The sequence below is a fragment of the Zoogloea sp. GDB6 genome, from assembly GCF_056724105.1.
This window is the reverse complement of the sequence record NZ_CM161497.1, coordinates 4,240,167-4,258,119: the sequence shown is the minus strand read 5'-3', so window position 1 is coordinate 4,258,119 and position 17,953 is coordinate 4,240,167. Positions and strand designations below refer to the sequence as shown.

General features: G+C 66.0%; 15 protein-coding genes. 3 read left to right on the top strand and 12 right to left on the bottom strand.

Annotated elements, in window-relative coordinates; genetic code table 11:
* Positions 1-22: 22 nt before the first annotated feature.
* From AC1PQG_RS19350 to AC1PQG_RS19335, 4 genes are read right to left on the bottom strand one after another with little or no spacing between them, the layout of a single operon-like run.
* Positions 23-748, bottom strand: coding sequence for a phosphoadenylyl-sulfate reductase (locus AC1PQG_RS19350; RefSeq protein ID WP_481119429.1), 726 nt, complete (start codon positions 746-748; stop codon positions 23-25).
* Between the two features lie 16 nt (positions 749-764).
* A complete protein-coding gene (locus AC1PQG_RS19345; protein WP_481119428.1) occupies positions 765-1,289 on the bottom strand; it encodes a DUF934 domain-containing protein in 525 nt (174 codons plus the stop codon).
* Positions 1,282-2,964, bottom strand: a complete 1,683-nt coding sequence (locus tag AC1PQG_RS19340) for a nitrite/sulfite reductase (protein WP_481119427.1) — start codon at positions 2,962-2,964, stop codon at positions 1,282-1,284. The genes AC1PQG_RS19345 and AC1PQG_RS19340 overlap by 8 nt, the downstream gene beginning before the upstream one ends.
* A 30-nt stretch (positions 2,965-2,994) precedes the next feature.
* Complete coding sequence (locus AC1PQG_RS19335) at positions 2,995-3,774, bottom strand: sulfite exporter TauE/SafE family protein (protein WP_481119426.1); 780 nt, start codon at positions 3,772-3,774, stop codon at positions 2,995-2,997.
* Between the two features lie 132 nt (positions 3,775-3,906).
* Here AC1PQG_RS19335 and cysB point away from each other — a divergent pair, with 132 nt between their 5' ends.
* On the top strand, positions 3,907-4,848 hold the full coding sequence (cysB, locus tag AC1PQG_RS19330) for an HTH-type transcriptional regulator CysB (RefSeq protein ID WP_481119425.1): 942 nt from the start codon (positions 3,907-3,909) through the stop codon (positions 4,846-4,848).
* A gap of 172 nt (positions 4,849-5,020) precedes the next feature.
* Here the strand turns inward: cysB and AC1PQG_RS19325 are convergent, their stop codons facing one another.
* On the bottom strand, positions 5,021-6,187 hold the full coding sequence (locus AC1PQG_RS19325; RefSeq protein WP_481119424.1) for a PEP-CTERM sorting domain-containing protein: 1,167 nt from the start codon (positions 6,185-6,187) through the stop codon (positions 5,021-5,023).
* A 308-nt stretch (positions 6,188-6,495) separates the two neighbouring features.
* Here AC1PQG_RS19325 and AC1PQG_RS19320 point away from each other — a divergent pair, with 308 nt between their 5' ends.
* Positions 6,496-8,280, top strand: coding sequence for a monovalent cation:proton antiporter-2 (CPA2) family protein (locus AC1PQG_RS19320; RefSeq protein ID WP_481119423.1), 1,785 nt, complete (start codon positions 6,496-6,498; stop codon positions 8,278-8,280).
* Here AC1PQG_RS19320 and AC1PQG_RS19315 read toward each other — a convergent pair.
* The 7 genes from AC1PQG_RS19315 to ftsH all read right to left on the bottom strand — a co-directional run bounded on the left by AC1PQG_RS19315 (position 8,270) and on the right by ftsH (position 14,766).
* Positions 8,270-8,629, bottom strand: coding sequence for a hypothetical protein (locus AC1PQG_RS19315; protein ID WP_481119422.1), 360 nt, complete (start codon positions 8,627-8,629; stop codon positions 8,270-8,272). The genes AC1PQG_RS19320 and AC1PQG_RS19315 overlap by 11 nt on opposite strands.
* A gap of 30 nt (positions 8,630-8,659) precedes the next feature.
* Positions 8,660-9,595: an asparaginase gene (locus tag AC1PQG_RS19310; RefSeq protein WP_481119421.1), complete on the bottom strand. Its 936-nt coding sequence runs from the start codon at positions 9,593-9,595 to the stop codon at positions 8,660-8,662.
* A 19-nt stretch (positions 9,596-9,614) separates the two neighbouring features.
* Complete coding sequence (locus tag AC1PQG_RS19305) at positions 9,615-10,343, bottom strand: amino acid ABC transporter ATP-binding protein (RefSeq protein WP_481119420.1); 729 nt, start codon at positions 10,341-10,343, stop codon at positions 9,615-9,617.
* Positions 10,344-10,358: 15 nt separating this feature from the next.
* Positions 10,359-11,048, bottom strand: coding sequence for a glutamate/aspartate ABC transporter permease GltK (gene gltK, locus AC1PQG_RS19300; RefSeq protein ID WP_481119419.1), 690 nt, complete (start codon positions 11,046-11,048; stop codon positions 10,359-10,361).
* A gap of 1 nt (position 11,049) precedes the next feature.
* Positions 11,050-11,790, bottom strand: a complete 741-nt coding sequence (locus AC1PQG_RS19295) for an amino acid ABC transporter permease (protein ID WP_481119418.1) — start codon at positions 11,788-11,790, stop codon at positions 11,050-11,052.
* 96 nt (positions 11,791-11,886) lie between these two features.
* Positions 11,887-12,789, bottom strand: a complete 903-nt coding sequence (locus AC1PQG_RS19290; RefSeq protein ID WP_481119417.1) for a glutamate/aspartate ABC transporter substrate-binding protein — start codon at positions 12,787-12,789, stop codon at positions 11,887-11,889.
* Between the two features lie 159 nt (positions 12,790-12,948).
* A complete protein-coding gene (gene ftsH / locus AC1PQG_RS19285; RefSeq protein ID WP_481119416.1) occupies positions 12,949-14,766 on the bottom strand; it encodes an ATP-dependent zinc metalloprotease FtsH in 1,818 nt (605 codons plus the stop codon).
* Positions 14,767-14,978: 212 nt separating this feature from the next.
* Between ftsH and prsT the strand changes: the two genes are divergently transcribed.
* Positions 14,979-17,816: an XrtA/PEP-CTERM system TPR-repeat protein PrsT gene (gene prsT / locus AC1PQG_RS19280; RefSeq protein WP_481119415.1), complete on the top strand. Its 2,838-nt coding sequence runs from the start codon at positions 14,979-14,981 to the stop codon at positions 17,814-17,816.
* Positions 17,817-17,953 lie beyond the last annotated feature (137 nt).

Sequence of the window (17,953 nt, the reverse complement as noted above, 5' to 3'; positions counted from 1 at the left end):
TTCTATGGTTCCTGGGTGCCCGTCACTTCTTGACGTGCAGGCCGCATTCCTTGGTTTCCGGGTTTTCCCACCACCAGCGGCCGGCGCGGACGTCCTCGCCGATCGACACCGGGCGGGTGCACGGGGCGCAGCCGATGCTCGGGTAGAACTTGTCGTGCAGCGCGTTGTACGGAACCTTGTTGAGGCGGATGTAGGCCCACACTTCCTTCTCGGTCCAGTCGGAGAGCGGGTTGAACTTGACCAGGCCGTTGCCCTCGTCGAACTGGCGCTTGGGCAGGTCGGTGCGGGTGGTGGACTGCTGGGCGCGCAGGCCGGTGATCCAGGCCTGTTTGCCGGCCAGCGCGCGGCCCAGCGGCTCGACCTTGCGGGCGTGGCAACAGGCCTTGCGCAGCTCGACGCTGTCGTAGAAGGCGTTGATGCCGTTTTCCCGCGTGAAGGTCTCGATGGCCTCGTGGTTCGGGTAGAAGAACTTCAGCTTGAGGCCGTAGCGCTTCTGCACCTCGGCCATCAGGTCGTAGGTTTCCAGCGGCAGGCGGCCGGTGTCCAGCGAGAAGATCTCGATGGGCAGCTGGCTGGTGGCGATCACGTCGGTGAGCACCATGTCTTCGGCGCCGAGGCTGTTGGCCATCGTGATGGCCGGCAGTTCGGCGGCCCAGGCAGCCAGGTCGGCCTTGAGCTGGGCGACCTTGGCTTCCAGGCTGGCAAGCAGCACCGGATCGTCGAGCTTGGGGTTCTGGTTCGGATGCATGACGGCGTGTCCTCGTTCAGGCGGCGCGCGGAACGCGGCGGAACAGGGGTTCGGGCTGGTCGATGGCGGCCTGGTAGGGCGTCGAGAAGTCCTTCAGGCTGGCCAGTGCTTCTTCAAGCTGGGCGTCGCTGTACTTGCCGGCCTTCGGCTGGATCGCGTCGAAGCCGCAGCGCTGCATGAAGAAGAACTGGTCGCGCAGCACATCGCCGATGGCGCGGATCTCGCCCGTGTAGGCGTAGCGGCTGCGCAGCAGCGCGGCGCTGGAGTAGGCGCGGCCGTCGGTGAACTTGGGGAAATTCAGCGCGATGGCGCCGATGCTGTCCAGATCGCCTTCGAGGTCGTCCACGCTCTCGCTGCTGTCCAGCCACACGCCGAGGCCGGCACGGCCGGAGAGGGCGCCCTTGTGGGCCTGCCACACGGCGAGGGGCACGAACACCGGACCATCGGGCAGGCTCAGCGCCTCGGGGCCCTGGACTTCGTCGAGGACGAGGATTTCTGCGGCGTCGTCGATCACGCGGCCGTTCTTGATGAGCTTAGGCATGTTGCTTCCTTTCGATGATCGCGGCTTCGCCATACACGCCGAGCTTGAAGGGGTCGAGGCCAGTGCGGCGGACGGTGTCGATGAAGCGCTCGCCGTCCTGGCGCTGGGCCCGGTAGACGTCGATGATCTTGCTGATCACGTCGGGCATTTCGGCCGCGGCGAACGAGCGGCCGATCACCTTGCCGATGCTGGTGTCGTTGCCCTGGCTGCCGCCGAGGCTGACCTGGTACCACTCCTCACCGTTCTTGTCGACGCCGAGGATGCCGATGTGGCCGACGTGGTGGTGACCGCAGGAGTTCATGCAGCCGGAGATGTTGAGCTCGATGTCGCCGATGTCGTAGAGGTAGTCCAGGTCGTCGAAACGGGCCTGGATCGCATTGGCGATGGGGATCGACTTGGCGTTGGCGAGGGCGCAGAAGTCGCCACCGGGGCAGCAGATGATGTCGGTCAAGAGGCCGAAGGTCGGCGTTGCCAGGCCGGTGGCGCGAGCCTGCTCCCACAGCGCGAAGAGGTCGGCCTGCTTGACGTCGGCCAGCACCAGGTTCTGCTCGTGGGTGGCGCGCACTTCACCGAAGCTGTAGGCGTCGGCCCACTTGGCGACCAGGTCGAGCTGCTCGGCGGTGATGTCGCCGGGGGCGGTGGCCGGGTTCTTCAGGGACAGCACGACGATCGCGTAGCCGGGCACCTTGTGGGCCAGCACGTTGCGGCGAGCCCACGCGGCGAAGGCCGTGTTGGCGGCGCGCTGGCTGGCGTAGCCGGCGTCCTCGCCCGCCAGGGTCTCGTAGGCGGGCGTCGTGAAGTGGGCGGCGACGCGGGCCACTTCGGCTTCCGTCAGAGTGTTGGCGCCATCCTTGCCGAAGGCCCATTCCTCCTCGACCTGGCGCTTGAACTCGGCGACGCCGAGGGCCTTGACGAGGATCTTGATGCGCGCCTTGTAGAGGTTGTCGCGGCGGCCGTAGCGGTTGTACACCCGCAGGATCGCCTCGTTGTAGGTGATGATGTGCTGCCAGGGCACGAAAGCGTTGATTTCCTCACCGATGATCGGGGTGCGGCCCATGCCGCCGCCGACCAGCACGCGGAAGCCGATCTCGCCGGCCGCATTGCGCTTCAGCTCGAGGCCGATGTCGTGGCACTGGATGACCGCGCGGTCCTGGTCGGCGCCGTTCACGGCGATCTTGAACTTGCGCGGCAGGAAGGCGAATTCCGGGTGGAAGGTGCTCCACTGGCGCAGCACCTCGCACCACGGGCGCGGGTCGATGTACTCATCGCCGGCCACGCCGGCGAAGGGGTCGGAGGTGATGTTGCGGATGCACGCGCCGGAGGTCTGGATGGCGTGCATCTGGACCTGGGCCAGCTCGCCGAGGATCTCGGGCACCATCTTCAGTTCGGGCCAGTTGAACTGCACGTTCTGGCGCGTGGTGATGTGGGCGTAGCCCTTGTCGTAGCTGCGGGCGATGTGGGCGAGCTTGCGGACCTGCGTGGACGACAGCAGGCCGTAGGGCACGGCGATCCGCAGCATCGGCGCGTGGCGCTGGATGTACAGGCCGTTCTGCAGGCGCAGCGGGCGGAACTCGTCGTCGGTCAGCTCACCGGCCAGGTAACGCCGGGTCTGGTCGCGGAACTGGGCGACGCGCTCGTCGACGATCTTCTGGTCGTAGGGGTCGTAACGGTACATTTCGTTTTCCTGGTTTATTCGTAAGCCCGGTCAGGCCGCAATCAACTTGCTGCCCACCAAGACCAGCATGGTTGCCAGAATCGGACGCAGCACCCGGTCGGGGACGCGGGTGGAAATGTGGCTGCCCAGCCAGATGCCCGGCAGGGAGCCGATCAGCAGGCTGCCCAGCAAGGCCCAGTCGACGCTGCCGAGGAACCAGTGGCCGATGCCGGCCACCAGCGTCAGGGGCACCGCGTGGGCGATGTCGCTGCCGACGATGCGCAAGGTCGCCAGCCGCGGGTACAAAAAGAACAGGGCGCTGACGCCCAGGGCGCCGGCACCCACCGACGAGATCGAAACCAGTACGCCCAGCACGGCACCGGTCAGGATCGTCAGCAGCTTGGTGCGCTGCGGATTCTCCTGGCCGCCGGAGTGCTTCAGCGCATAGGCCTGGATCTGCTTGCGAAACACGATCGCCACCGCCGTGAGGAGCAGTGCGATGCCCAGCGAAACCTTGATCAGGCTGCCGGCGCCGCCGATGCCGCCGGGAGCGAAATAGCCCACCAGCAGCAGGGTGATCGTCGAGGCGGGAATGCTACCCGTGGCCAGGCGGCGCGTCACCGTCCAGTCCACCGTGCCCTTCATGCCGTGGGCGACCGTTCCGGTGGCCTTCGTGATGGCGGCGTAGAGCAGGTCGGTCCCGACGGCCACGGAGGGGTTGATGCCGAACAGCAGGACGAGCAACGGCGTCATCAGGGACCCGCCGCCCACGCCGGTCAGACCGACGATGGCACCCACGGAGAAGCCGGCAATCGTGTAAGCGATACTCATGATAAGCCCAAATTCCTTGTGCGGCGCATCGTAGAACGTGTTTTTAGAGCAAAGAAGGTGTTTTAGGTTAAACCTTTAGAACTTATAGTTCTAATATTCTATTTTCAGGTTCTTCCACGAGGTCTGGCGCCGATGAACATCCAGCAGTTGCGCTATGTATTCGAGGTGGCCCGCCACGGTCTCAACGTATCGGAGGCCGCCGAGGCGCTGTTTACCTCCCAGCCCGGCGTGTCGAAGCAGATCCGCGTGCTGGAGGAGGAGCTGGGGGTGGAGATCTTCGTGCGCCACGGCAAGCGCCTGGTGGACATCACTGAGCCCGGCAAGCAGGTGTTGGCCATCGTCGGGCGCATTCTCCAGGAAGTGGACAACCTGCGCGAAGTCGGCGCCGAGTTCAGCAACGAGGCGAGCGGCAGTTTGTCGATCGCCTTTACACATACCCAGGCCCGCTATGCGCTGCCCAAGGTGGTGCAGGCCTTCATGACACGCTACCCCAACGTGCGTCTGTCCTTCCATCAGGGCAACCCGCGCCAGGTCTGCGAATACGTGCTGTCCGGCGTGGCCGACATCGCCATCGCCACCGAGGCCATTGCCGAGCACGAGGACATCGTGATGCTGCCCTGTTACCAGTGGAACCGCTGCGTCGTCGCGCCGCTGCGCCATCCGATCCTGGCGACGCAGCCGCTGACGCTGGAAGCCATCGCCCGTTATCCGCTGGTGACCTATGACTTCGCCTTCACCGGCCGCAACCGCATCAACGAGGCCTTCACCGGCCGGGGCCTGAAGCCCAACGTGGTGCTCACCGCCATCGACTCGGACGTGATCAAGACCTACGTGGCGATGGGCCTCGGCGTCGGCATCATCGCCAAGATGGCCTACGATCCGGTGGCAGACAAGGAGTTGGGCATGCTGGACGCGGCCCACCTGTTCGCATCGAGCACGACGCGCATCGGTCTGCGCAAGAACGCCTGGCTGCGTGGATATATCTATGCCTTCATCGAGTGCTTCGCCCCGCACCTGAGCCGGCGGGTGGTGGACGCGGCGCTCGCCGGAGGTGGTGAGGACCCAGGGCTGTAGCCTGCTTATGAGCTACAGGAATTGCGTTTCGGCCTCGTGTTGTACCGAGGCTTCCACCCGGCCTTCTGGCAAGCCCGGAAAGACGGAGCCCCCGGAAAGTCCGGGGGCTCGTCAGCGATCTGCTGCTGCAGCGCAGGGCGCCGGCTTGACCGTATAGCCTTAAAGGCCCTGATCAGGCCGTCTTGCGACGGAAGAGCGATGCGAAAGCGCCAAGCAGACCCAGGCCCATCAGTGACAGCGTAGCCGGCTCCGGGGTGTTATAGATGGAGTTGGAGCTGCCCATGAAGAGCTGCTCGTAACCGTTGTCGATCTGCACTTCCGTACAGGCGCCGTTGAACTGGGAGTCGCAGCCGAGATTGAGCTGCAGGTGCAGCGAGTACTTGCTCAGGTTGACCTGTTGCGAGACCAGATCAGCCAGCCACGTATCCAGCAGGGGCAGGTCGGCCGCGTAAGCGACCTGGTTTGCGCCCAGGTTGTGGTTGATGGCCGTGGTCTTGCCGCTGCAGGGAGTCGAGGGGGTCACGACCACTTGGGTAGCGTCGCAGATCAGCACGTCGCCGCCGGATCTGACATAGCTCGTGTCATAGGGGCTGGTGCCACTGGCGGTGGGCGATACGCCGCCGCTGGCAACGCCGCCTTCCGCCCCGGACCCCGATACGCTCAATGCTGCGCCGCCCGGATTGTAGATGGTCGCATCGCCGGCGGGAACGCCGGGCGTGCCATAGGGCTGGTCGGTGTTCGTATTGATGTTCTGATTGCTCAGATACAGGAAGCGATTGACCAGATTGCCGTTCGCATCGGTGATCCACAGCTTGGCCCAAATGGCCAGATCCTGATCCTTGTTCGTATCGTTGTTGTTGAAGAAGAAGATCGGTGTGCCACCGTTCAGGAACTTGCTGAGTGCGTCGAGACTGGCGTCCCAGGTGTTGCTATAGACGGTCTGGATGCCCTTGGACGCGACGCCGGTCGGAGGGGTGACGTTGGTGCCATCGGTGGATGCGAATTGGGGGGAGGAGCCGTTGGGGGTGCCGTAGGCATCCTCGAAGCCCATCGCATTGGTGGTCACGTCGGTGCCGCTGGCTCCGGTGTAGATGACGACCAGATCCTTGATGGCACCCGGGGACGACCCGACATAATAGGGGCTGCCCGGACCCGTGCCACCGCCATGGGCTTGGTCATAATAGTAGGCGGCCACCGGCAGCGAGTAGGAGTTGGTGTTGCCGTACGTGAAGTACTGGCCCGCCGGCAGCGTGAAGGTACCGGCTGCGCCAGCGCCCGACGTAAAGCAAGCCGACGCAATGGTCGCTGCCACCAACATCTTGTTTTTATTGAGTTTCATATCCAGTCTCCTGCGTTTATGAAGAATCGGCGGTGGGTTTTGTGATTCTGTCGAATATTTAGCAGGGAGTGTGCCAAATTGCCTTTAGTGCTGTTAATTGGCTCTGATATATGATTTTTTCTAAAAATTGTAATTTTTTGGAATATTGCCAAATCAGGCGACTGTAAAGATTCCTGACACGCCTGTAAGGCGAATCCCTATAGAACTACTCCCGTAGTTTCTGTCGTATTGTTTCCTTATCCTTCCACGGGCATCCGGGTCTCCGGTTTGTGAGAGACTCGGCATTCCATTGTTGTGCATAGATATCCATGCAATCCCTGACCACTCTTGCTGCCCTGCTGCTGGCCTCCGTGTTGCTCGTTCCCTTCTTCAAGCGGGCCGGGCTGGGCACGGTGCTGGGCTATCTGGCGGTTGGGGTGCTGATCGGTCCGTTCGGGGTGAAGCTGGTGCGCGACCCGGACAACCTGCTCCACACGGCCGAACTCGGGGTGGTGCTGCTGCTCTTCGTGATCGGCCTGGAACTCAAGCCCTCGCGGCTGTGGGCCTTGCGGCGTTCGGTGTTCGGGCTCGGCGCGCTGCAACTGTTCGGGGTCGCCGCGGCGCTGGCCGGTGCCGGGCGCTATCTGGGCCTGTCGTGGCCGGCGGCGACGGTGGTGGGGATCATCCTGGCCCTGTCGTCGACGGCCTTCGTGCTGCCGACGCTGGCCGAGCGGCGCGAACTTTCCACTCGTCATGGGCGCGAAGCTTTCGCGATTTTGTTGTTTCAGGATCTATCCGTCATCCCGCTGCTGGCCCTGATCCCGCTGTTCGGCACCGGGCGGTCGACGGCACTGACCCATCCGGCGGTCGGCCTCGGCTTGCTGGCGGTGGTGGCGGTGATCGGCCGGCCGACGCTGGACATGCTGTTCCGCCACGTGGCGCGGGTGAATAGTCGGGAGATGTTTACCGCCGCCGCGCTGGCGACGGTGCTGGGCCTGGCGCTGTTGATGCAAGCGGGCGGTCTGTCCATGTCCCTGGGGGCTTTCGTGGCGGGCGTGCTGCTGGCCGACTCGGAATTCCGCCATGAACTGGAAGCGGCCATCGCACCTTTCCAGGGTTTGCTGCTGGGCCTGTTCTTCATGGCCGTCGGGATGTCCACCAACCTCGACCTGCTGCTCAAGTTCCCGTGGCAGATCGCCCAGCTCACCGCCGGGCTGATCGTCGTCAAGGGCGTGGTGCTGTTCGTGCTGCGGCGCCTGTTCGGCGGCACGACAGCGGACGCACGCCTGTTGGCCCTGGTGCTGGCCCAGGGTGGTGAGTTCGCCTTCGTGCTGTTCGATGCGGCCCAGTCCTTCCGCGTGCTCGGCGAGGTGCAGGCCGACAAGCTGACGCTGGTGGTGGCGATGTCGATGGCGGTGTCGCCGCTGCTGCTGATGTTCGGCGACTGGCTGGCCAAGTCCGCCAAGAAGAATGAAGTGCCGCGGGACTTCGACGAGATGCCGGAGGACGGCAGCGAGGTGGTGATCGCCGGCTTCGGGCGTGTCGGGCAGGTCGTCGGGCGCCTGTTGCTGGCGCGGGGCGTCAGCTTCACGGCGCTGGACTCCGATGCCGGCCAGGTGGATACCGTGCGCCGCTTCGGCCTCAAGGTCTTCTACGGCGATGCGGCCCACCTGGATCTCTTGCATGCGGCGCAGATCGGCCAGGCCAAGGTCTTCGTGCTGGCCATCGACGATGTGGAAGCGTCGCTGCGCACCGCCGAGCTGGTGCGCAAGCATTTCCCGCATGTGCAGATCGTCGCCCGGGCGCGCAACCGCTTCCACGCCAGCCGCCTGATGGACCTCGGCATCGAGCGGCAGATCCGCGAGGCGCTGCCGTCGAGCCTGGAAATGGCCAAGTGGACGCTGGAGCTGCTCAACGAGCCGCCGGCGCTGGCCGAGCAGATGGTCAATCGCTTTGCCCGCCACGATGCCGAGGTGCTGGCCCGCCAGCAGGCCATTGGCCATGACGAGCACAAGTTGATCCAGTCTTCGCTGGAGGCCCGCGAGGAGCTGGCCCAGGTGCTGGAGGAGGCCCGCGTGGCCTTCACCCGCAAGGGGCGCGGCGCTACGTCCTGAGCGTGGGGCCTCCTGCGGGCAGCCCCGGGCGTGCTGACGAAGTGATTTTTCCCCATGAAAAAATCATTTTTTCGGCTGAAAAAAGCCGTCGCTCACATGACAAAAAGCTCGGGCGGCGTCCCTCGATGATTGGGGGGCGTGCCACAAGCTTTTTTGTCACGCCGCCCGATGATTTTTTCATGCATCCCGTCGATTCAGCGGCATGACGCAAAAATGCCGTCGTGCCGCTGGACGATTCCTCGGCGTGAAAAATCCAGTTTTTCATATGAAAAAACGGATTTTTCGCCTGACGGAAAAAATCCGTCAGGCGTCCCGACGATCGGGTGACGTGTAAAAAGCCATTCGTCACGCCGCCGGATGATTCCGCGGCGCCACCGGATCATTCTTCCAGTTGCAGAAAGCTCTGTGCTTCGCCGCCGCGGGCGAGGGCCAGCATCAGCGCGATGCGGGCCTTGGCGGGGGGCAGGTCGCCAGCGGTGAGCCAGCCTTCCCGGTCATCGTCGGCGTTGGCGTTGTGGACCACCGGGCCGGCGCAGCGGCTGGCACGCAGGATCGCCACGCCGTGTTCGCGGGCCCGGGCGAGGGCCGGCAGCCAGGCGGCGGGCACGCTGCCGTGGCCGGTGAGGGCCAGCACCAGGCCGCGGGCGCCGGCGGCGATGCAGGCCTCCACCAGCTCCGGCGGCGCCCCGGCGTAGCCCATCAGCACGTCCACCCGCGGTAGCGTGGCCGGGCTCAGGTCGGCGCAGCGCCCGTCGGGGCGGCCGTCGGTCCATGGCCTTGCCGACTCGAAGGCGTCCAGCCCATGGGTGCGGGCCTTGCCGAGCCAGCGTGCCGGGTAGGCGGTCCGGTTCATCACCGCCAGCACCCCCTTGCCGTGGGCGCTCGGGCTGGCGGCCAGGCACACGGCGGCGCGCAGGTTGGCCGGGCCGTCGGCCTGCGGGTGGTCGGCCGGGCGCATCGCGCCGGTCAGCACCACCGGCTTGTCGCCGGGCAGCGTGAGATGGAGGAAGTAGGCGGTCTCTTCCAGCGTGTCGGTGCCGTGCAGGATCACGATGCCGGCAATCGCCGGGTCGGCCAGCGCGCGCCGCGCGGCGGCGAGGATCACCAGCCAGTCGGCCGGGGTCATGTCCTTGCTGTCGAGGGACAGGATCTGCTCGGCGCTCAGTTCGGCGGTGGCGTCGAGGCCGGGGACGGCCGCCAGCAGTTGTTCCACCGGGCGCACGCCAGCCCGGTAACGGGGGCTGTCGGCGGCGGGATCGGCTTCGCCGGCGATGGTGCCGCCGGTGGCCAGCAGGTGGATGTGCGGACGGGGCATGGCGCTGGCGTTCAGTGAGTCAGTGGGTCAGGATCTTGGCGAGGAACTGGCGCGCGCGTTCGGAGCGCGGGTTGCCGAAGAAGCTGTCCTTGTCGTCGTCCTCGACGATCTGGCCCTTGTCCATGAAGAGGATGCGGTTGGCGACCTTCTTGGCGAAGCCCATCTCGTGGGTCACGCACATCATCGTCATGCCCTCGTGGGCGAGCTCGACCATGACGTCGAGGACCTCGTTGATCATCTCCGGGTCGAGGGCCGACGTGGGTTCGTCGAAGAGCATGCAGATCGGGTCCATCGCCAGCGCGCGGGCAATCGCCACGCGCTGCTGCTGGCCGCCGGAGAGCTGGCCGGGAAACTTGTCGGCGTGGGCCTTGAGGCCGACCCGGTCGAGGAGCTTGAGGCCCTTGTCGGTAGCTGCGTCCCGGCCACGGCCGAGCACCTTGATCTGGGCGATGGTCAGGTTGTCGGTGATGCTCATGTGCGGGAACAGCTCGAAGTGCTGGAAGACCATGCCGACGCGGCTGCGCAGCCGGGGCAGGTCGGTCTTCGGGTCCCCGACGGAGATGCCGTCGACGCTGATGGTGCCGCTCTGGAAGGGCTCCAGGCCGTTGACGCACTTGATCAGCGTGGATTTGCCGCTGCCGGACGGCCCGCAGACGACGATCACCTCGCCCTTCTTGACCTCGGTGGAGCAGTCGGTGAGAACCTGGAAGGCCCCGTAGTGCTTGGAAACGTTCTGGATGGAAATCATCTCGGGCTCCGGAAATCAGTGCGCCACGTGGGCGTTGAGCTTTTTCTGGTAATGGCGCACGGCCTGGGAGGCCGCGAAGCAGATCAGGAAATAGACCGCGCCGGCGAACAGCAGCAGCTCGACCAGCCGTCCGTCCCGGTCGCCGACCTTGTAGGCGGCGCCGAAGAAGTCGGCCAGCGCCGACACATAGACCAGGGACGTATCCTGGAACAGCACGATGGCCTGGGTCAGCAGCAGCGGCACCATGTTGCGGAAAGCCTGGGGCAGCACGACCAGGCGCATCGCCTGGGCGTAGCTCATGCCCAGCGCCGACGCGGCGGAGATCTGCCCCTTGGGTACCGACTGGATGCCGGCGCGGATGATTTCCGAGTAGTAGGCCGCCTCGAACAGCGCGAAGCCGACCAGCGCCGAGGCTAGGCGGACGTCGGTGTTCGGATCGAGATTGAAGAAGCCGCGCAGCACCTGCGGCACGATCAGGAAGAACCACAACAGCACCATCACCAGCGGGATGGCGCGGAACAGGTTGACATAGCCGGCGGCCAGCCAGGCCAGGGGTTTGAGGGCGGACAGGCGGGCCATGGCCAGCAGCGTGCCCCAGGCGATGCCGAACAGCACTGCGCAGGCGGTGATGCCGAGGGAGACCTTCATGCCCTCCCACAGGAAAGGCAGCGCGCCGGGAATCGAGGACCAGTCGAATTCGTACATGTCACTTGCCTCCCAGGTAGCCGGGCACCCGCGTGCGCGCTTCGACGATGCGCATCAGGCCCATCACGACGACGTTGATGGCGAGGTAGAGCAGCGTCACGGCGATGAAGGACTCGTAGGGCTGGGCGGTGTAATCGACGAGTTGGCGGCCCTGGGCGGCCAGCTCGAGGAGGCCGATGGTCGAGCACACCGCGGAGTTCTTGAAGATGTTGAGGAATTCCGAGGTGAGCGGCGGCACGATGAGGCGGAAGGCCATCGGCAGCAGCACGTGGCGGTAGGTTTGCGGCAGCGTGAAGCCGAGGGCCAGGCCGGCGGCCTTCTGGCCGCGGGGCAGCGCGCCGATGCCGGCGCGGACCTGTTCGGCGACGCGGGCGCTGGTGAAGAAGGCCAGGCACAGCATGGCCGCCAGGAACTGCTGGGTGAGCGGCGACAGCTGCTGCTTGAAGGCGTCGCCGAGGCCGAAGGGCAGGATCTCCGGCAGCACGAAGTACCAGCTGAACAGCTGCACCAGCAGCGGGGTGTTGCGGAAGATCTCCACGTAGGCGGCGGCGAGGCCGGACAAGGCCTTGCTCGGCGCGGTGCGCAGCACGCCCACCAGGCTGCCCAGGGCCAGCGCGACGAGCCAGGCCGACAGGGACAGCACGATCGTGGTCTGCAGGCCCGACAGCAGCCAGGCCAGGTAGGTGGTTTCACCGGTCGGGACCGGACTGCCGAAGATGCTCCAGTTCCATTGGTAGCCCATGCGGGTCTCCTTGCGGAAGGTGGCGGCGGCGATGGCCTTCGCCTCTACGTGGAACGGAAGCCGGCGGGGTGGCTTCCGTCGCCTGCAGTCACGCGCTCACTCGAAGGGTTTGTCGTTGGGTGCCTTGTAGAGCTTGAGCATCGCGTCGGAGAGCGGGAAGTTGAGGTTCAGGCCCTTGGGCGGGATGGGCTGGGTGAACCACTTCTTGTAGATGGCCTCGGCCTCGCCGGAAGTCATGGCCTTGGCGAGGGCGGCGTCGACGACCTTCTTGAAGCCGGGGTCGTCCTTCCTGAGCATGCAGCCGTAGGCCTCGAAGCTCTGCGGCGTGCCGGTGACGACCCAGTCGGCGGGGCGCTTGGCCTTGGCCATTTCGCCGTAGAGGAGGGCGTCGTCCATCATGAAGGCGACGGCGCGGCCGGTCTCGAGGGTGAGGAAGGCCTCGCCGTGGTCCTTGGCGGAGATGATGTTCATGCCGAGCTTCTTGTCCTCGTTCATCTTGCGGATGAGGCGCTCGGAGGTGGTGCCGGCGGTGGTGACGACGTTCTTGCCGGCGAGATTGGGGAAGTCCTTGATGCCGGACTCCTTCTTGGTCAGCAGGCGGGTGCCGATGATGAAGATGGTGTCGGAGAAGGCGACCTGGCGGGCGCGCTCGGCGTTATGGGTGGTGGAGCCGCACTCGATGTCGATGGTGCCGTTCTGGATGAGGGGGATGCGGTTCTGGGAGGTGACGGGGGTGAGCTTGACCTGCAGGGCGGGCAGCTTGAGGTTGGCCTTGACCGCGTCGACGACCTTGAGCATCAGCTCCTGGCTGTAGCCGACGACCTGCTGCTTGTCGTCGTAGTAGGAGAAGGGGATGGACGACTCCCGGTGGCCCAGGGAGATCGTTCCGCTGTCCTTGATCTTCTTGAGCGTCGGCGATTCCTGGGCGACGGCCGGCAGGGTGGTGAGGCCGGCGGTCAGGGCCAGGGCGGCGAGGGTGAACTTGGGGATACAGGACATGAGCGGCTTCCTCCACGGGATGTCGAACGATCACGGATGGGGTGGTTTCGCCCGTCGCCCGGCGGCGAAGCGAGGCGGGGCGCGCCTTGGCGCGCAGTGCAGGCATTGTAGCCCGCTCCGTCGCCAGGCGGGCGGCTGCCGCGCGTGTGCCCGTTTGGCCTATACCGATTCGATACGCGCGTGGATGGCCTTGAGGTCGGCTTCGTCGAGGGTCTCGCGGGCCAGCAGATCGTGGGCCGTTTCCTCGAGGATCGTCCGGCGCGCGGTGAGGATAGACAGGCTGCGCTCGAAGGCCGAGGCGACGATGCGGCGCACTGCGCAGTCGATCTCGCGGGCGGTTTCCTCGGAGTAGGCGCGCTCCTGCGGCGGGGCCGCGTTCTGGCCGAGGAAGTTGGCCTTGTCGGTGTCGTAGGCCACGTTGCCGAGCTCGACGTCCATACCGAAGCGCATGACGATGGAGCGGGCGATGGAGGTGACCTTCTGCAGGTCATCGGCGGCGCCGGTGGACACTTCGCCGAAGACGATCTGCTCGGCGGCACGGCCACCCAGCAGCACCGCCATCTTGTTCTCCAGTTCGGCGCGAGTCATCAGGAAGCGGTCTTCGGTGGGGCGCTGGATGGTGTAGCCGAGGGCGCCGACGCCGCGCGGGATGATGCTGATCTTGTGCACCGGGTCGGTGCCGGGCAAACCCATGGCCACCAGTGCGTGGCCCATCTCGTGGTAGGCGACGACGGTGCGCTCGTGCTCGTTGAGGACGCGGTTCTTCTTCTCGAGGCCGGCGACGATGCGCTCGACGGCTACCGTGAAGTCCTCGACGGTGACCGACTGGCCGTTGCGGCGGGTGGCGACCAGCGCCGCCTCGTTGCACAGGTTGGCCAGGTCGGCGCCGGAGAAGCCCGGCGTCAGCGCGGCGACCTTCTCGGCGTCGGTGTCCGGGGCAAGGGTGATCTTCTTCATGTGCACCGCCAGGATCGCGATGCGGCCCTTCTTGTCAGGACGGTCGACGAGCACCTGGCGGTCGAAGCGGCCGGCGCGCAGCAGGGCCGGGTCGAGCACTTCGGGGCGGTTGGTGGCGGCCAGCAGTACCAGGCCGGAGGAGGAGTCGAAGCCGTCCAGCTCCACCAGCAGCTGGTTGAGGGTCTGTTCCTTCTCGTCATGGCCGCCCATCGCGAAGGCGCCGCGGGCACGGCCCATGGCGTCCAGCTCGTCGATGAAGATGATCGCCGGGGCCTTGGCGCGGGCCTGCTCGAAGAGGTCGCGCACGCGGGCGGCGCCGACGCCGACGAACATCTCGACGAACTCCGAGCCGGAGATCGAGAAGAAGGGCACGCCGGCCTCGCCGGCCACCGCCTTGGCGAGCAGGGTCTTGCCGGTGCCCGGCGGGCCGACCAGCAGCACGCCCTTCGGCACGCGGCCGCCGAGGCGGCCATAGCGCTGCGGGTCCTTCAGGAAGCCGACGACTTCCTTCAGTTCGTCCTTGGCCTCGTCCACGCCGGCCACGTCCTCGAAGCTGACGCCGGTATTGGCCGCCACATAGACCTTGGCCTTGCTCTTGCCGAGGTTCATGAAGCCGCCGCCGAGGCCCTGCTTGCCCGCGAAGCGGCGCATCGCGAACATCCAGATGGCGACGAAGATGACGGCCGGCAACACCCAGCCGAGGATGTCGCGGAACAGGGTGTTCTCGACGACGCCGGTGAACTTGATGTCGTACTGGCCGAGGTCCTTGGCCAGCGCCGGATCGACGCGGGTGGTGACGAATTTCTGGCGGCCGTCCTGCAGGGGCTGCTTGAAGGTGCCCTGGATGGTGTTGTCGGCGATGGCGATCTCGGCCACCTCGCCGGCCTTCACCATGCGCTGGAATTCGCTGTAGGGCACCGGCTCGACGGTGCGCATCTGCACCCACAGGTCGTGCAGGGTGAAGATCGCGAACAGCGCGAAGATGAAGTACCAGAGGCTGAACTGGGTTTTCTTTTCCATGGGGCAGAGCAGAGGGAGGGCGGACTGGTTCACCCCATATGGGGCCGTGAGCTGCGCCCTTCAAGCGGCAGCGGCGCCGGGCTGCGCACTTGGTGGGCCGCGTGACTTCCTTCCTGCTGACCTGATGGCGCGGTGCGAGTTCCGTCACGGGGCGGTTTTCACCAGCCGGACATAATGGCATCCGAGAAAAATTGAATCTGGATGCGCCTTCCATGTCTTCTGCCAGTTGTCTGCTCAAACCTGCATTGCGTCACTCCCTCCTGGCTTTCCTGGTCTGCGCGGGCTTGGCCGGAGGCGGTGTGGAGGCCGCGGTCCGTGCCCCCAACGACAAGGCCGTCCGCTACTACGAGGATGCCAGCGGGCGCTTCGCCCGCAAGGATTACGCGGGTGCCGTTGTCCAGGCACGCAATGCAATCCAGCAGGAGCCGGGCATGCTTGCCGCGCATCTGCTGCTGGGCAAGGCCCTGCTGAAGGATGGGCAGGCCGCGGCGGCCGAGGCCGAGTTCGAGCGTGCGCTGGACTTGGGCGTCAACCTCTCGGAAATTGCGCAGCCCTACGGCACGGCCCTGATGATGTTCGGCAAGAGCAAGAAGGTGCTGGAGCGTATCCGCCCGGATGGCCTGCCACCTGAAGCGAGGGCCGAAGTGCTGGCCATGCGGGCGACGGCCTACGCGGACGAGGGCAACATGCAGGAGGCCTTCCGTGCCGTCGATGCCAGCCGCCAGGCCGACCCGAAATCCCTGGCCCCCCTGCGCGCGGAAGTGGACCTGTCCCTGCGTGAGCGTAATCCCGAGCGGGCCCGCAAGGCGCTCGACACGGCGCTCGGCATGGCGCCGGCCGATGCCTCATTGCTGAGCCTGCGCGGCGCGCTGCTGCAGTCCGCCGGAGATGTCCAGGGGGCGCTGGCCTATTTCGGCAAGGCCCTCGCTGCCGACCCCCGCCTGCTGGATGCGCTGGTGGCACGGGCGTCCCTGTTGATCGACCTGAAGCGTCCGGAAGAAGCCTGGCCCGATCTGGAGAAGGCGGCCGGCCTGATCAAGCGGGAGCCGCGCGTGGCCTATCTGAAGAGCCTGGTCCTGGCCGCCCGCGGTGACAGCAAGGCATCCCACACCCAGCTGGAGGAGGTCACAGCGCTGGTGGATGCCCTTCCGGAGGATTTCGTGTCCCGCCAGCCGCCGCTGTTGATGCTGGGAGGACTGGCGTCCTATGCCACCGGCCGCTCGGAACGGGCGAGGGCGCTGCTCGAGCAATACGTGCTGCGGATGCCCAAGGACCCCGCCGGCCGCAAACTGCTCGCCAACATTTACCTCGCCAACGGGGAGTTGGCGCGGGTCGGAGATCTGCTGGAGCCCATGCTGCGTTCCGGCGATGCCGACCAGCAGGTGCTGACGACGCTGGCTGCGTTGCGGCTGAAGCAGCGCCGCTACGCGGAGGCCGCGACGGCCCTGGAGGCGGCCGGGCGGATGTCCGGTGACGATCCGGGGATCGTCGCGCAACGGGGGTTTGCCCTGCTCGGCAGCCAACAGCCGGATCTGGGCCTGGCGACGCTGCGCCGAGCCTTTGACAAGGACCCGCGCCAGGTGAACGTGGCATCCGCCTTGAGCGCCTTGTATCTACGCCGGGGAGACAGGCGGAATGCGCTGCAGGTTGCTGAGGCCCTGCTCAAGGCCGTGCCGTCGGAAGGGCTTGCCTACAATCTGCTCGGGGCTGTCCGGTCCGCCAGTGGCCAGCCGGCAGAAGCCCGTGTCGCCTACACGAAGGCCTTGTCGCTGGCACCGGAGCTTGTGCCGGCACAGCTCAATCTGTCTCGCCTGGATATGACCGAGGGCAAGCTGGATGCCGCGCGCATGCGCCTGAGCGCGCTGCTCCGCAAGTCGCCGCAGCATGTGCAGGCGACCACGGAACTGGCGCGGGTGGAGATGCGGGCCGGCCGTCTGGCCGAGGCGCAAGGCTTGCTCGAGAAGGCCTGGGGCTTGGCGCCCGGTGACCCGCAGGTTGGGCTTGAGCTGTTGGGCTTGTACCGGCAGATGAACAAGGCTGAGCCGGCGCTGGCCGTGGCGAAGCGCATGAGCCAGGGACGCCCCGATGATCCGGCGGTGGCTGAGGCCCTCGGGCGATCCGCGTTGGCCATGGGCGACAAGGATGCGGCGCGAACGGCCTTTGCGACGCTGGCCAGGCTGATTGGGGCGAATGCCGAGCGGCTGGTCGAGCTCGGCAGGCTGCAATTGGAGGCCGGCGCCGCCATGGAGGCTGCGGCGAGCGCGGAGAGGGCGCTGGTGGCCCGGGCCGGCTATCTGCCCGCCCAGATCCTGCAGGTGGAGGCCGAACTGGGCGTGGGTAATTTGTCGCGGGCGGAGTCGCTGCAGCGTGCGCTGCTGGCCCGCACTGCCAACGGGGCCGATGCACTGCGTCTGGCTGGCGACATCGCCATGGCAAGGAAAGCGCCGGTGGATGCGCTACGACAATATCAGGCAGCCATGGCCAAGGCGCCCGCGTCGAACCTGGCCCTGCGGGCCTTTGCCGCGGCGTTCCGTGCCGGAGACGGTGCGCAAGGGGTGGCCCTGCTCGAGACATGGCTGCGGGGGCATGCGGATGACACCGCCGCGCGCACGGCGCTGGCCGAGGGCTATCTGCGCCTGAACCGGCTGGCCGATGCCCGCTCCACCTATGACGAAGTGCTCGCCCGCGATCCACGGAACGGCATGGCGGCCAACAACCTGGCCCAGGTCCTGCTGCGCCTCAACGATGCAGGGGCGGTGGCTGCCGCGGAGCGCGCCGCCAAGCTGGCGCCGGGCGATGCCAACGTGCTCGATACGCTGGGTTGGGCGCGTGCCCGCAACGGGGCGCTGGATATCGGCTTGAAGACCTTGCGCGACGCCCGGCTGAAGGCGCCGGAGTCTCGTGACATCCGCTACCACCTGGCGTGGGCGCTGCACCGCAGCGGAAAGCGGGAGGAAGCGCGGGTCGAATTGGCGGCGGCGCTACGTGCCGAAGGGGAGTTCGACAGCGCACAGGAAGCCCAGCAATTGAGGGGTGAGCTCGGATTATGAGTCGAAGTGTGAAATAGTTGTTGTCGGTATGTTTTACAGATTTCGATAATTTGTAGTAATTGAATAAAAAAATTGTTGTTTTTCATTGAATTATAGAATTGGTGCGGATTTTGCATTAAGAATCCCCAAGTGCCTGT